8 protein-coding genes are annotated in these 15,514 nt (G+C 41.2%); 2 read left to right on the top strand and 6 right to left on the bottom strand.

All coding sequences use genetic code 11. From position 1 onward, the window contains the following. The first annotated feature begins 152 nt into the window (after nucleotides 1-152). Nucleotides 153-1,493: an adenylosuccinate synthase gene (locus NJ959_RS14030; protein ID WP_254012373.1), complete on the top strand. Its 1,341-nt coding sequence runs from the start codon at nucleotides 153-155 to the stop codon at nucleotides 1,491-1,493. A gap of 250 nt (nucleotides 1,494-1,743) precedes the next feature. Here NJ959_RS14030 and NJ959_RS14035 read toward each other — a convergent pair whose 3' ends face one another. From NJ959_RS14035 to NJ959_RS14060, 6 genes are all read right to left on the bottom strand, one after another. Next, the gene (locus NJ959_RS14035; RefSeq protein ID WP_254012374.1) at nucleotides 1,744-4,227 is read right to left on the bottom strand and encodes a CHAT domain-containing protein; all 2,484 of its coding nucleotides are present in this window, start codon (nucleotides 4,225-4,227) and stop codon (nucleotides 1,744-1,746) included. Nucleotides 4,228-4,649: 422 nt separating this feature from the next. Continuing rightward, entirely contained in the window at nucleotides 4,650-7,316 is a 2,667-nt protein-coding gene (locus NJ959_RS14040; protein WP_254012375.1) for a two-partner secretion domain-containing protein, read from the bottom strand. A gap of 52 nt (nucleotides 7,317-7,368) precedes the next feature. Next, nucleotides 7,369-8,850 (bottom strand): mechanosensitive ion channel domain-containing protein, encoded by a 1,482-nt coding sequence (locus NJ959_RS14045; RefSeq protein ID WP_254012376.1) that lies wholly within the window; start codon nucleotides 8,848-8,850, stop codon nucleotides 7,369-7,371. A gap of 45 nt (nucleotides 8,851-8,895) precedes the next feature. Then, nucleotides 8,896-9,693, bottom strand: a complete 798-nt coding sequence (locus NJ959_RS14050; protein ID WP_254012377.1) for an MBL fold metallo-hydrolase — start codon at nucleotides 9,691-9,693, stop codon at nucleotides 8,896-8,898. 341 nt (nucleotides 9,694-10,034) lie between these two features. Beyond that, entirely contained in the window at nucleotides 10,035-12,275 is a 2,241-nt protein-coding gene (locus NJ959_RS14055; RefSeq protein ID WP_254012378.1) for a CHASE2 domain-containing protein, read from the bottom strand. A gap of 256 nt (nucleotides 12,276-12,531) precedes the next feature. Then, on the bottom strand, nucleotides 12,532-14,619 hold the full coding sequence (locus NJ959_RS14060) for an ATP-binding protein (protein ID WP_254012379.1): 2,088 nt from the start codon (nucleotides 14,617-14,619) through the stop codon (nucleotides 12,532-12,534). A gap of 15 nt (nucleotides 14,620-14,634) precedes the next feature. Between NJ959_RS14060 and rppA the strand changes: the two genes are divergently transcribed. Beyond that, the gene (rppA, locus tag NJ959_RS14065) at nucleotides 14,635-15,339 is read left to right on the top strand and encodes a two-component system response regulator RppA (RefSeq protein ID WP_254012380.1); all 705 of its coding nucleotides are present in this window, start codon (nucleotides 14,635-14,637) and stop codon (nucleotides 15,337-15,339) included. Nucleotides 15,340-15,514: the final 175 nt, after the last annotated feature.

Consider the following 15,514-nt stretch of genomic DNA (forward strand, 5'->3'; position numbering starts at 1 on the left):
CTTCTAGGGCAGAGTAAAGAATTGAGGAGTCCCCCCCGCCCCCTACTCCCTAGTTGTCGCCTGTGCGACTGAAACTCCTAAATGCTTGACAGCGATCGCACTTCCTGCCCATAATGGTAATTTGTGTAAACTTTAGCGCTTTAAATAAACCTTTGGCTAACGTTATTGTAATCGGTGCCCAGTGGGGCGATGAAGGAAAAGGTAAAATCACAGATTTGCTGAGTAAGTCCGCAGATGTCGTCGTCCGCTATCAGGGAGGTGTCAATGCTGGACATACTGTTGTGGTTGATGGTCAAACATTTAAGCTCCATTTGATTCCTTCTGGAATTTTATATCCTGATACGGAGTGTATTATTGGTTCTGGCACGGTAATTGACCCCGGTGTCTTAATTAATGAACTGGATCAACTAGAAGCGTTGGGCATTTCTACGAAAAATCTGTTGATTTCAGAAACCGCCCATGTGACGATGCCCTATCATAGGTTAATTGATCGGGCATCGGAAGAACGGAGAGGAAATCACAAAATCGGTACGACAGGTAGAGGTATCGGGCCTACATATTCTGATAAATCCGAACGGATTGGGATTAGGATGGTGGACTTGATGCACCCAGATGTCCTGAAAAAACAGCTCAATTGGACGATTAAATATAAGAATGTAATTCTCGAAAAACTATATAATTTAGAACCGTTAGATCCAGCTCCTGTAATTGAACAATATCAGGAGTATGCCGAACGGTTACGCCCTCATGTGGTAGATTGCTCATTAAAAATTTACAATGCTATTGAGCAGAAACGCAATATTTTATTTGAAGGCGCTCAAGGGACTTTGTTAGATTTAGATCACGGTACTTATCCTTACGTGACTTCATCTAATCCAGTAGCTGGTGGGGCTTGTGTCGGGACAGGAATAGGGCCGACAATGATCGATCGCGTGATTGGTGTGGCAAAAGCTTATACTACTCGCGTAGGTGAAGGTCCATTCCCCACCGAATTACATGGGGATATGGGACAATTATTGTGCGATCGCGGTGCTGAATTCGGCACGACAACAGGAAGACAGCGGCGCTGCGGTTGGTTTGATGCGGTAATTGGACGCTATGCGGTGCGGATTAATGGGATGGACTGTTTGGCAATTACTAAACTGGATGTTCTCGATACTTTAGCAGAAATTCAAGTCTGTGTCGCCTACGAAATTGATGGTGAAAGATGCGAGAATTTCCCTAGCAATGCCCGTCGTTTTGCTAGATGTCAACCTATTTACAAAACTTTACCAGGTTGGCAAAAATCTACTGAAGATTGTCGCACTTTAGAACATTTACCTAAAGAAGCGCTAGATTATCTCAAGTTTCTGGCAGAATTAATGAAGGTTCCCATCGCTTTAGTTTCATTGGGTGCAAGTCGCGATCAGACTATTATAGTCGAAGATCCGATTCATGGTCCTAAACGGGCACTTTTGGATGCTAATGGTGTTCCGGTATCATCTGGAGTTTGAAGGGGGGTGAAGACAATTGGCTAGAGCCAATTGTTTAACTTTGAGGTGAAGACAATTGGCTCTAGCCAATTGTTTGACCGAGAATAGGGTGTGGGGTGTGCGGTGTGGGTTTTTTGGAAAAAAGGCAGTCCCACACCTACAAGGTACAAGCCCCTGATTTTAATTATGGGGTTCCCTACACCCTACACCCTACACCCTACACCCCTTTCATTTGGCTCCCCCGATAATTTTCTCACCGCTCTGGCGGTTGCTACAACCAATTCCCTACCAAAATAAAAGCAGCCCAGTAATAAGGATGAGCAAATTTCTTTTGCTGTAAAATAGATAATTGTGCCTGTCGCAGTGATTCCGCTTTTGTATCTTGAGTGCCAGTTAACTCTTGATAAAATTTACTCATCAATAAGCTAGTAGCTCGATCGCTGACAAACCACAGAGAAGCTAAGGTACTTCTTGCACCTGCTCTCACCGCCACTCCTGCTAACCCTAACGCAGCGCGATTATCTCCTTCAGCAGTTTGACAAGCACTAAGGACAAGTAATTCAATTGGGTTAGTTTTGTTGCCCTCTTCATTCCGTAGCAATTGAGCAAATTCTCTCGCTGGAATTCGTTCATCCCAAGCCAGAACAAAAGTATTGTCTGCATCCGAACTAAATTCGCCGTGAGTTGCTAAGTGAACGACAGGAGATGAAGAAGATTCGATTGCTTTCTGGAAGTTCACGTTAGTAAATGCTTCATCCAGTAAAACCTGTCCGGGAATTTCCTTTTGAATATTTTCCAATTCAAACTTAACATTAGGTAGGGCAGCAAAGTTTTGACGCGCTTCACTCAATCCAAATGCCAAAATATTCAATTTTTCTCGTACTAAAGGCTGGGGATCTATTAATTGTAATCCCGGCGCGATCGCAATACTGTATTTCTCAATGAGATACTGTTTCCCGTCATAAAGAGCAGAGAGGGGCACATTACGAATCGCACCATCTGGAACAAATACTAGAGTTTTCACACCACTTGCTGCCAATTCTCCTGCCACTGGACTGATTAACCAGTCGTATAATTGTTTAGCGGGAACTAATAGATTTTTAATAGATAATTGCAGGCGTGGTATAATAATTGAATCCCGCAAAGCATTCAATGTTTTGTTAATTTCTTCTTCGGGTAAAGGTGTGGAATAGTTACGGAGTGGTTGTCCCGGTAGAGCCAAAATTACTTCCAATCGCTCCTTTAAAATAATCGGATAAAAGATAGCAGCCGTTTGGTCAATATTGTCAATCTGTGCAGGTTTAGCATCAATACAAGCATCCCGAAAGAAGTTATCTAACTCAGCCAATTGGAGAGATTCAATCGTCGCTCTTGCTTTAGCCAAATCTTCTTGTTTAGTTCCTTCTTCGTTGGGTTCCAATAGTAATGCAACTAGCTGTCGATAGACTGGTTCAACACTTTCTCGAAAGGAAAACTGTACATCTGAAGTAACAGCAACTAAATCGCTGCGTAGTGATTTGAGTGTCTTAACTGCTTCAGTATAGGATGCGATCGCACCTTCGCGATCTTTCTGATATCTAAGAATCCTTCCTAATTGCCATTGCCACCGATAAGCAATATCAGCAGCATTACTTACTTGAGCTAATATTAAAGCCTCTTGGGTCAATTTTTGCGCATCTTCCCACTGTTTGTTTTCCTCGTATAATTCTCCTAAACTTCCTAGTGCATAAGATTCTCCTCGCTTATCTTGAATACTTCGAGCTTCTGCTAGTGCTGTTGCTAATACCTTCGCTACATCTCCCTTGTTTTCTAACTTTATCAAACTTTCTGCTAAATTAATTCTGGCATAAATTGAGTTTTGGCTGGGAGTTAATTTATCCAAGTTAGATTTGATTGTATTTGCTAATACCGAAGCGTTGGATAATTGTTTTTGCTCTACGAAAACCCTTAATTGATTCAAATTTGCTTGAATCTGAGTTGTCGCTGAATCAGCCTCCTTTGCCGCACGTTGATAAAAATCTAATGCTTTGTCTGTTTCCTTTTCCATATAGGCAACATTGCCCAAACTAATTAGCGTTGCCGCGATACTATCTGGTACTTGTAATTTTTCTGCTACCGCCAAACTTTGTTGTAAAATCTCTTGGGATGGTGTTAACATTCCCACCACACGCAAAGCCTCACCCAAACTCTGAAGCCCCTTTGCTTTTACAATAGAATCGGGTTGTATTTTTAGGGTATTACCTACTTCCGTTAGTGTTCTAATTGCCTGACGATATAGTCCCAGTTTTTGCAGGGCTTGAGCTTGGTTAATTTTGCTGCGATTAATTCCATCTATATCCTCAATTTCTTGATAGATTTCTGCTGTTTTTTTCCAAGTTTCTAGGGCTGTTTGCGACTCACCTAAAGCTAATTGTAACTCACCCTGAACTTCCAGGGTTTGAGCTAGTAGTCGTGTTACTTCTTTAGAATTTATTAAATTGTCTCCTGTCTCAAGTATTTTTAAGCTTTCGGCAATTGCTTCATTTCCTAATGTTATTTTTCCCTGTTTTTGGTAAACTAATGCTAAATTTCTTTGGATTCTTGCCTGGGTTATTTTATCCCCATGGTTGGCTGCTTCTGTTGCTATTTGCTTTAGAATTTCCACTGCTTTCTCAAGCTCTCCGGCTTCGTAAAGTTGCCGTGCTTGTTGTTCTAAATTAGCGATATCTTGAGTAAAAGACTGTTGAATTGTAGGGGTGTTATTGTTATTAGACAAATCTGTTGTTTTTAACGCAGAGTACGCAGAGGAATTCGCAGAGGTGCGCAGAGGTTTGGTGGAGGATATGAGGGGGAGTTGGCTGGGAGGTTTAAATGGTATGAATTGTGAGTAACTGGGGAGTATGTTGAATCCTAGCACTAGGAGGAAAGATACTAATGCTAGTAGGAAGTATCGAATTATTTTGTTATGGTTCATCATTTTTAGTTATTGGTAATTGGTAATCATAACTATTTTTAGTTGGATCGAGTACACCCCATAAATCCCTAGAAACAGGGTTTCTTCCAGTTTATATTAGCTGACTGCTAACTCCTATAATTTTACCTACAATTAGGAGCTGATTTGGATCGAGTACACCCCATAAATCCCTAGAAACAGGGTTTCTTCCAGTTTATATTAGCTGACTGCTAACTCCTATAATTTTACCTACAATTAGGGGTTGTGAAACCGGAGTCGTGAGGGGTTATTGTGGATGGATTGGCAGTAAGAATTACTGTGCCATCTGGAGCAATAGTCAAGCCTTGGGCTTCTACAATTTGTTTGGTTTTAGTGGGTAATTTTTGGTTGGTATTGGGAATCACAGGCGAGACGCTACGTTGATTTTCAGATTCTCTGGTTGCCCATTCTATTGAAGTGGTATCCGGTGCGATAATTTCATAGGGATTTGGCGGTAAACCACCTCTGCCTGTAATAGTAAAAGAGCTTTCTTCTTTCTTGGGTTTGCAGATATCTTGAGCAACTAAGCTACTCGCATCGACAAAGTTAGCAGATAAAGTGGTTAATCCTGTACTAGGATCGACATCAGGAGAGAATACTTCTACTGTGCCATTGAGTTGGGGATTCGTTTGGGAAAATGCAGTGATATCGTTGAGAGGGGTTAATTGCGATCGCACTTTCAGCCCAAAAATACCTTCGGTAGCAGTAATTGTAATCTTACCACCAGCACCATTAAAAGAGTTAGCGGTAATATCGCTATTGTTAACGCCAACTACAAATAGCGGATCGATATCAATAAAACCTCCATTGCCAGGATTTCCCTGACTGCCTGCATTAGTTGCGATCTTACTACTGTTGCGTAGTACCACTAAATCATCAACTTTGAAGGTAATACCACCTCCGTTTCCAGAAGCACTACTTGCTTCAATTGTGCTTTGATTCAAGTCTACTAATCTAGCCTTAATTGTGATATTGCCTGCATCTCCCAGGCTATCTGGATTATTGTTTTGACTATTACTCTGAATAGTGCTGTTGGTGAGAGAAAATTTATCATTAGCAGTAATAAATACAAATCCAGCTACTCCATCATTGAGAATATTGGTACTGAGCTTAGAGCCATTAATAATTGCGATATTCCCGCCTATAATATTAATCATACCACTGGAAAACCCTTCGCTATTTGCACTACCAAAGCTATCAGCGGTAAGGGAACTATTATTAATTGAAACTGAATTCCCACTACCAATCCCCACAAACCCAGAATATCCTCCCGATTGTTGATCTGCACTCAGGGCATCACTAGCAATCTTACTATCAGCAATTTCTACTTTATCATCAGCAAACAAGTTAATCCCACCAGCATATCCAGATCCTCCAGCACTAGCATTTAATTCTGAATTAGATAACAGGGATATCGTTTTACCAAGAATAAAAATTTCTCCCGGCATAGTACTTACAGGATCAAATGTGTTATTAATACTAGTATTTGTAGAATTTGATCCATTAGATTCAGTAGTAATTTGGCTATTACTGATTGCGATTGAGTTAGCAGGAGATAGAATAGCAATATATCCAGCATTTCCAGCAACTCCTGTACTGAAGGCATTACTATTCAATTTGCTATTCAATATGTTAATTAGTCCACCTGCCAGAATATAGATATCACCCGCACTGCCATCTCCACCGACAACATTACTAAATAGTTGAGAGTTTTCCAGAGAAACCCCATTAACCACCCCAATCAATATATTTCCGGCATTTCCTCCACCATAGAGTGCCACATCCAGTTTAGAATTAGTCAAGGAAAGCGCCCCGGCGAGGATATTAATATTCCCACCATCCCCCGCAGCACCAGGATTAACATTGTTTTCAATCCGACTAGATTCTATCGCAACTGTACCCGCAGCATTGAGGCTAATATCTCCAGCTTTCCCATTAGATATTCCTAGATTTTCGGCAACCCCAGTCGAAAGTAAACTTCCTCCTCCTAAATTAATATTCTGTCCATAAATACTAATACTACCCCCCTCACCTGTAACAGAATTCAGAGCATTAATTGCCGCGCCATTACTCAAAGATATATCAGCAAGGGGTATGCCATCTTGTAAATTTAAGCTAAAATCTGGATTAAGTCCAATTTGTCCCCCACTGCCTATACCTGCTAACTCAATTTTACCTCCAGGTGCTTGCAAAATTCCCCCATTCATTTGTACTGTACCACCTATTAAGGCTAGAGTCCGATCTGGAGCTACCTGTAAAGGATTTAGAGAATTATTAAAACTTTGGGTAGCAAAACCTTGAGTCTGACCAATACCTTGTACAATAATTGAACTAGGATTCTGTCCAAATTGTAATCCCACAGGTATATTCATCGTTAAAAGTGGTGGTGCGGGATTTTTAGCGCTAAACTCGTTACCATCGTCAAACTTTAAACTATCTGCTGTAGTACCTATAAAGGAACCCACATTTTGTAATTGAGCATTTGAACCAAAGATAATCCCACTAGGATTAATTAGAAATAAGTTGGCATTACCAGCACTAATTAACCCATTAATATTAGAAATGCTTTCACCAGTTACCCGTGAAATGATATTTGTCACACCTGGGTTAACAAAATCCGCAGCGGTAATACTTGTACCATCAATAGAAAACTGCAAAAAACTGTGAAAAAGATTCACACCAAACTGAGTACCACCCGTGATTTTAGCATTTGTACCTACACTATTGACAATAGTGGTAGCAGGTAGAGTAGTATCGGGAATAATTTGAGCATTAACATTTATATTTGTTGCTAGCAAGCCAGCAATTGACAGGCAAGATGCCCCTCGTATAATGTGGCTATAGAATTGGATATACTGGTGTAACTTCTCCATGATTTTCCAACTTATTTATTTAACTAATAACCAACAACCAATAACCAACAACCTAAATAGCCAGACTAAACAGATTTTGTAGGCGTTTCCTCACCCAATCTACAGGATTTTGCTCATCCTCTATCTCATCCACCAAGCCCAATGCACGTAATTGTTGTTGTCGCTGCGCTAATTCTTCTTGATTCTTGGCTAATTCTTGCACAATTTGTCCCGATAATTCAGGTTGCTCCTTTAATAGTTTTTGGAACCCATCTTTATTAATTCCAAACAATGTAGTATTCTCGATAGCTCTTACTGATGCAGTCCGAGGAATTCCCAACATTAATGATAATTCGCCCAAAAATTGACCTGCTGTCAGGTTAGTCAGATGTTTATTAATCTTTTCCACAAATACTTCAACTGATCCAGACAATATGATATAAAAAGCATCTCCTGGATCGTTTTCGGAAAATAACATTTCAGAAGCTTGGAGGCGTTGACGATATCCGGCTTCAATCAATTGCCGCAATTCTAAATCGCTAAATTTTTCAAAGTATTTAACTTTCCGTAACGCATCCCTAAGAGACAGTTGATCTGGTGATGAACTAATAACTTGTGGTGATTTTTCTACGGTAGGATAGATTAGCGATCGCCAATCTTCATCTGCTAAAGATTTTCGACCATTTTCACGGAATAATGGAGCCAAAACTTCTGGATTCCGCAACCACAAATCTCTGGAGTTTATCGGAAATTTAATTCCTTGTTGTCGGAAATTATATTCAATGGCAAAATTTAAGGCACTTTTAATATACTCTTGTTCTTTAGGTTGGTTAATCCAAACCAAAAGCTTAAATTTAAAAGAATCCTCACCAAACTCAGAAAATAGAACTCTGGGATTAGGTTTATGCAAAACAGCAGGTTCGGCGTAAGCCGTATTTAACAAGGTTTCTGTCACTACTAAAGGATCGCTATCCTCTGCTACTTCTACAGGAATTTTTAAGCATAAAACAGAGTTATCATAACTCCAATTTACGATTTTGCTGTTAATCATATTACTATTCGGTACAATTACCGAAGATTCATCATTAGTCTTAATAATTGTCGAGCGAATTGAGACTTCTTTGATAGTACCGCTCAATCCTTCTATCTCAATATAATCTCCTACTTTAACTGGTCGATCGAATAATAAAGTTAAACCACTGATAAAGTTATTAGTTAAATCCTGGACACCGAAGCCAATACCCACTCCCAAACCACCAGCAACAACCGCTAAAGATGTGAGATTAAAACCAATTCCTTGCAGAACAATAATAATTCCTATAGTGATGGAAATGTAGCGTAAAATTACTGCAATTGCTTCTCTGTTTCCTTCATCAAGCCCCAGTCTAATCAATACTCTTTGCTTAAGTAAGTTAGTGAGTGTGCGAGCAATAATAATAACTAAAAATACCAATAAAAACAGTTCAATAATCGAACCTATTGAGATATAAGTACCTCCAACAGAAAACAATTGAGCGGTAAAAACTGTGTAAATTAATTGAAAAATAGCATTCATTATCTATCCTAACCTTTGGTAATTTTACTCGACAATCTTCATATTTTATCCTTTAATCTCAGTTAAGGCAGCAACATCTGAAGCGGCAAAGGTTTGACCTCGCTTAACGAACCCTTGAAATCCATCTTGGCGACAATTGGGCAAATAACCTGGCTGGTAATGGTATAACCACATTTTATGACGAATCCCTTTGGGTAGTTTCACTAATTCATGATAATGAGCGTGAATTTGACTGGGGAATTTAGCTGTTTCGCAATCTTGGAAAATTATATCTGCCTCTTCGTAATATTGACCGAATGTCTCCATACATAACTTTGTATCTGTTGTGAGCAAAACTTTAAAGCCATCCAGTTCAAAAAATAAGCCATAACTGGGAAAAATAAAATATCCATTCATCACATGGATGGTTCTAATTAAAGTAAACTGAATTCCATCCCATTCAAAAAAACCATTTATGGGAACGGCACGAACGTCGAAGTAGGTATCTAAATCCGCTATATCTCCTTCAATAGAGCGCATTCCCCCAGATAAAGAACGACTCCACAAATCTCCTACTAGTTCCTGACTTAAATATAACCTAGGTTTATTACATCTGGGGTCAAATTTGGTACTAAACCCTATATATTCTAGTCCGCCGATATGATCTGCGTGTAAATGACTGATGTAAATATCGGTAACATCGAGATGGGAAAACCCCGCCGCGTGGAGAGAAAATCTAATATCTGAACCGCAATCAATCAAGAGTTTATTCCCGCGATCGCTAATTAGTATCATATTAGACTGGAAATTATCTGCTCCCACTGTAAAAGCAGATCCGGAACCTAAAAATATTAACTTAGTCATGTAATTTTACTCCAACTAAAAAGTTAAATAGGGAAGGGTTGAGGAGAGTTTTGAGTTTTGAGTTTTGAGTTTTGAGTTTTAAATTAAGATTCTTTACTTATCTATTAAGCTGCTGTCCATTTAACTGAGATCTTGCACCAGTTTCAATAACGGTAGGGTGGGCACTCCCCACTAACGTAATAATCAGCTTTTCAACTTCTCCAGGGGAGTGCCCACCCTACAAAAAACTAAAAAGTTAAATAGGGAATGGGGAATGCGGAAACAATACCTCTTACCTATTCCCTCATACCTCTTACCTCCCACCTATTCCTTCTTATCTCTTACCTCTTGCCTTCCTTCTATTAATGAGCCGATTTACAGGCTTGATAAAGCCTATCCAGCATCATTTCCAGATCGGGTGGAAGTGCTGTAAATTGAATGTAAAAAGTACCATTGTCCGTCGGTTTTTCCAAGACTTTGGCATAGAGATCGTCACTAACTTCTGAGGTAGTATTACCAGTTAGCAACTGTAGCCTGATATTAGTTAATGGTGTAACTGAATTTTCCGCACGCACCTTAGCGCCCTTTGCTGAAAGCTCAATTAACCTGCCCGAATTAAGAGTAGCGCTAATTTCTTTCCCTTCCATCACAGCGTATTGGATCGGAATTTCCTCTGCTAAGGGCAAAAATACCTGTTCTTCTTTTAAGAGAAAGAGATTGTAAGGTTCCCCAATTCCACCCACATCGTAAATGGTAATCGGTGCTTTAATTCCTTTGGCTTGCACCTGTTTTTCTCCGTCAATCTTCACACCCTCGCCTGCTTCATTCAATGTAGACTGAGAAATGAGAATTTGACCTTCAGTAGTAAAAGATTCGATCCGATAGGTGAGATTAACTTGGTTACCCACTATACCGTATTTAGTACGTTTGGTCGATCCAATATTCCCCACCACTACTTCCCCAGTATTAATGCCAATCCCCATTTTCAGGGGCGGCAAATCTAACTTTTTCATCTCCTCATTGACGGGAATCATTGCCAATTGCATCGCAACCGCACAAGCAACTGCTCGTCTGGCATCATCTTCTCTAGTAGTCGGCGCACCAAATAAAACTAAAATTCCATCCCCCATAAACTCATCAATGGTTCCCTGATATTCGGTAATCGCATCTGCCATATAGCCCAGATATAGATTCAGGATTTTTAGCACTTCTTCCGGAGGTAATCTTTCAGATGTAGCAGTAAATCCCCTTAAATCAGAAGTGAGGATCGTAATTTTCCGCCTTTCGCCACCGAGTTTCGCACCATCGGGGTTTTCCAGTAAAGTAGCAACCACTTCATCAGTGAGATACCGTCCAAAAGTTTCCCGTACTTTATCAGCATTCCGGGCGAGGTAAGCGGTAATCGCAAAAGCTGCCCCTGATATGGCAAGGATGGGAGGCATCACGGGTATCCACCACCCTACTAAGAATGCCCAATATGTACTACCAAATAAAACACCGCCTGCAAGAATAAAACCTAATATCCGATTCCAGGAAAACTTGCGAATCCCCTTTTTGTATCTACCCTGCCAACTTAGCAAAGCACCCACACTAGACCATAGCAAAATCCACAAGCCTTCTACAGGTTCCGACCAACTTTTAATTAAAGTGGGATTATCAATAGCAGCGCTGATAATCTGACTAGTAATATTGGCATGAACTTCTACTCCAGCCATCCTTTCCGGCAGGGCGAAGAGACTGCTACTATAGGGAGTGAAGAAGAAATCCTGAGATGTTTCTCCAACAGCACCAATGATAATAACGCGATCGCGTGCCCAATTTTTTGGTACTCTGTCTTTGAGGATATCGGAGATAGAAACTGTTTCAAAGTATTCTCGCCCGCCTCGGTAGTTTAACAGAATTTGATAACCTTTAGCATCGGTGCGGACGTAGCCACCATCATTAGGCTTTAATGGTGCAAAGGTAGTTTTCCCCAGTTTCCAAATATTTGGCTGTTTGGGATTGTCTTCGACACTAATACCCTCAGCATCTAGATATAGCAATGCCAGATAAAAACCAAAACTGGGTATTATTTCCCCATTGGCAGTTTCTAGTTGCAGCAAGCCGCGCCTTACCTTAGTATCGGCATCAAAGATTATGTCATTAGCCCCTACTTGCCCTTTAGCTTTCAGTGCAGGTGGGGGTGCGACAGCTTCCTTCTTACTGTCTCCCACCACTTTCTCAATCCCAACCAAATTCGGGGTAGATTGAAATACCCGCACTAAATCCTCATTTCCTGGTGGTATGGGTATATCCCGATAAATGTCCAAACCAATCGCCCTTGGCTTTTGCGCTGCGAGTTTTTCAATTAATTTGGCATAGACACCATCGGGTACAATTGCATTCTGACTTTCTTTCACGTCAGCTTCATCAAAACCAACAATGGCAATCCGGTTATCGCGGGGTTGGGGGGGGCGCAGACGCAGATATTGATCGTAAACTGACAATTCCCAAGACTGAAAAATACCTGCCAAGCGCAACAGTATAACTATTCCAGCTACAGCGGGGGCAGTAACCCACACGCCGCGCCATTCCCAAAAAACCCGCTTTATTGGTTGTGCCATAGAAGTATTATTGAGGAGTCAGTACTTAATTTCCTGTCCTATCTTATCTTACCAAAAATAATCTGAGATCGTGGGAGCTACCTACTTTCTGGGGAGAATCATATCGCAATCGCTTTCTTCGATTATGAGATCCGAAAAAGCCACAATTAAGCCAATGGGCATCTAATTAAAATAATCGCAATTTGCCAAACCATTGTAGGGCAGGCATCTTGCCTGCCTCATTTATACTTTTGACTATAATTCTCCCCTCTGGCTTCTAAACCCATCCCTTAATTTCTACATCCGTCAAAAGTCGCTCTATCTTGACGCACTCACTCTTAGTCGCATGTAGAAGATGTTTCATCTGTACTGGATCTCCCGCCTCTGCTGCTAAAAATGCAGCATTCATCGCAATATTTTTGATATTCCCCCCTGCTACATTAAGCTTCGCTAATTTCCGGAAATCCAGCCCTTCAGTTGGTGTTTGCTTGGGAAAAACACGCTTCCAAATTTCTATTCTTTGACTTGGATCTGGGAAAGGGAACTGCATGATAAAGCGAATTCTACGGGTAAATGCGTTATCGATGGAACCCTTTAAATTAGTAGTTAAAATTGCCAATCCTCGGTATTCTTCCATCCGTTGTAACAAATATCCGACCTCAATATTAGCATAACGATCGTGACTATCTTTTACTTCAGAACGCTTGCCAAAAAGAGCATCTGCTTCGTCAAATAGCAAAATCGCTCCTCCACCTTCCGATGCATCGAATACCCGCCGCATATTCTTCTCAGTTTCGCCAATATACTTACTAATAACTGAACTGAGATCGACCCGGTAAACATCTAATTTTAAGGCGCTGCCAATCACCTCTGCCGCCATCGTTTTACCTGTACCGGAAGTACCAGCAAATAAGGCACTAATTCCCAATCCTCGCTTGCTTTTCCCAGCAAATCCCCACTCTTCGTAAACCTTCATCTTCTGTTTGACATGAGCTAAAATTTCCCGTAATACGTTCTTCTCTTTCTCTGGTAAAATCAGGTCATCGAAGGTGGCAACTGAGTCAAGTCGCTGTGCTAATTCCTCTAAACGAGGACGGGCTTGAATACAGCAAATATGCCACAATTTATCTTGAAGTTGATTGGCAAATATGCTAGAAGATTGTTCGTCTGCCCCATCTACCTTCTCTACCCCATCTACCTGCTCTGCCCCATCTACCTTCTCTACCCTGCTTTCCGGAACTAATCCTTTTACAGTTAAACAAGCAGCTTTAATCGCTGGAGCGCTAAGATTAAAATGGGAGACAAAGAGATTTATCATTCCATCCATTCCGACAGCCATTTCTCCCAAAGCATTTTTCCAGATCAGACGCTGCTCATCGGAGGTAGGAGGATAGACATCTAGAGTAATTGGAGAGCGCTGTCGGAGACTGCGGCGATCGGTACTGCTAAGAATTAATGGAGAATTGAGATTTTCGATAAAAGTGGCGAGCGCGTTATCTTTAGCCACCTCAATATTTTCCAGATGATCGCAGTTGAGCAAGAGGATCGTACTATTCAACGCCCATTCCCGCTCATATAATAATTTCACCGTATTCAATCCAGTGCTATCGACAGGAAGAGAGTCCCCAGATAAGGCGTGCAAATTCAACCCTAGGCGATCGCAAACAGCCCGTGCGATCGCTCTTTTACTCGCTACTTCCTCACCGCATAACTGCACCATCGGCAAGATTCCGCCTTGGTTTTTGATCCAAGTTGCCTCTATTTGCTCTACCATTTGGTGGTGAGATGGCACCAACATACCAGGCATTGGTATCGGTTCCTCCATTATTGCCAAGCGATCGTCTAGATACTGAATACCATTAAGGTAGTGCAAGATCCGCTCGTCAATCCGCAAGATACTAGCAGTTACTGTATCCCCTACCCCTACCTCAATCAATCGCCACCGCCGCAAAGGAGCATTCGGAGCCATCGCCGACCAATAGCCTCCCTGTAATAGACTAAAGGCTAGACCAAAAGTCGGACCGCTTAACTGAGGATTAGCTTGAGCATCCCCACATAACATGCCCCAGGTGCTATCAAATTCCATCCCGGCACATAACAGCAGCACATCCCGCTCAAAAGACGATAGTCGAAAAATTTGGCAGATTTGTTCTATTAAGGGAGGTGGTGAGATCTGTTCAACTTCTGCTGGGGGCGTATGATAACCATTGGGAAAGAAATCCGGAACAATTGAGGATCTCATCACGCCAGACATCAGTTCGCTTTTCTGCTGCAAGACGTAGCGTATTCGCGCAATCTCTTGCATGAGGTAACGGTGATTTCCCTCAAACCAGTAATCGTTTGGCTTAAACTTTGATTTGTTCATTTACTTGATCTCACAATGCGAATCCTATTAGTTGACGATGAAGTAGAACTAACCGATCCCTTAAGTCGAATCCTCAAACGTGAAGGATATCATGTTGATGTTGCTTACGACGGACTTGAAGGCAGCCAATTAGCTCGACAAGGGGTTTACGATTTACTTATTCTAGACTGGATGCTTCCCCACAAGTCGGGGCTGGATATTTGCCAGGAATTGCGATCTGCTTGCAGCAGCGCTACCCTATCCCAAGGGATAATTACCCCTGTTCTCTTTCTTACAGCCAAAGATACCCTCGACGATCGCGTGATGGGATTAGATGCAGGTGCAGATGACTATCTGGTAAAACCATTTGAACTCAGGGAATTGCTTGCTAGAGTCCGCGCCCTACTCCGGCGTTATCCTCCTAGCGATACCAATTCCCTGTACTATTTACGGCTAGGTTCTTTGGAACTAGATTTGGGAAATCAGCTCGCCTATCGCCATAAAAGATTAATTGAACTATCGGAAAAGGAAACTCAACTGCTAGAATATTTTATGCGTCATCACGGTCAGTTATTGACTCACGATCAAATTTATCAACATCTTTGGACGGAGGAAGAACAACCGACTAGTAACGTTCTCGCTGCTTTAGTCCGCTTATTACGTCGTAAAATTGAAGGTAAGGGCGAGATACCTCTTATTCATACTGTTTATGGTAAGGGTTATCGTTTTGGCGAGGATTGATTTTTGTTATTTGTTATTGGTTATTTGTTGTTGGTTATTTGTTGTTGATTTTTATGAAAAACAACAGCTTAAGGAAATAGAAGCTCAAAAGGTATACCCAAAGCACCAAGAAGATAAGTTTTAACTTAAAATTAAAGCATGATGACTAATTCCCCATTCCCTGAACCAGCAAGCA

Source organism: Limnofasciculus baicalensis BBK-W-15, assembly GCF_024178385.1.
Lineage (GTDB): Bacteria > Cyanobacteriota > Cyanobacteriia > Cyanobacteriales > Coleofasciculaceae > Limnofasciculus > Limnofasciculus baicalensis.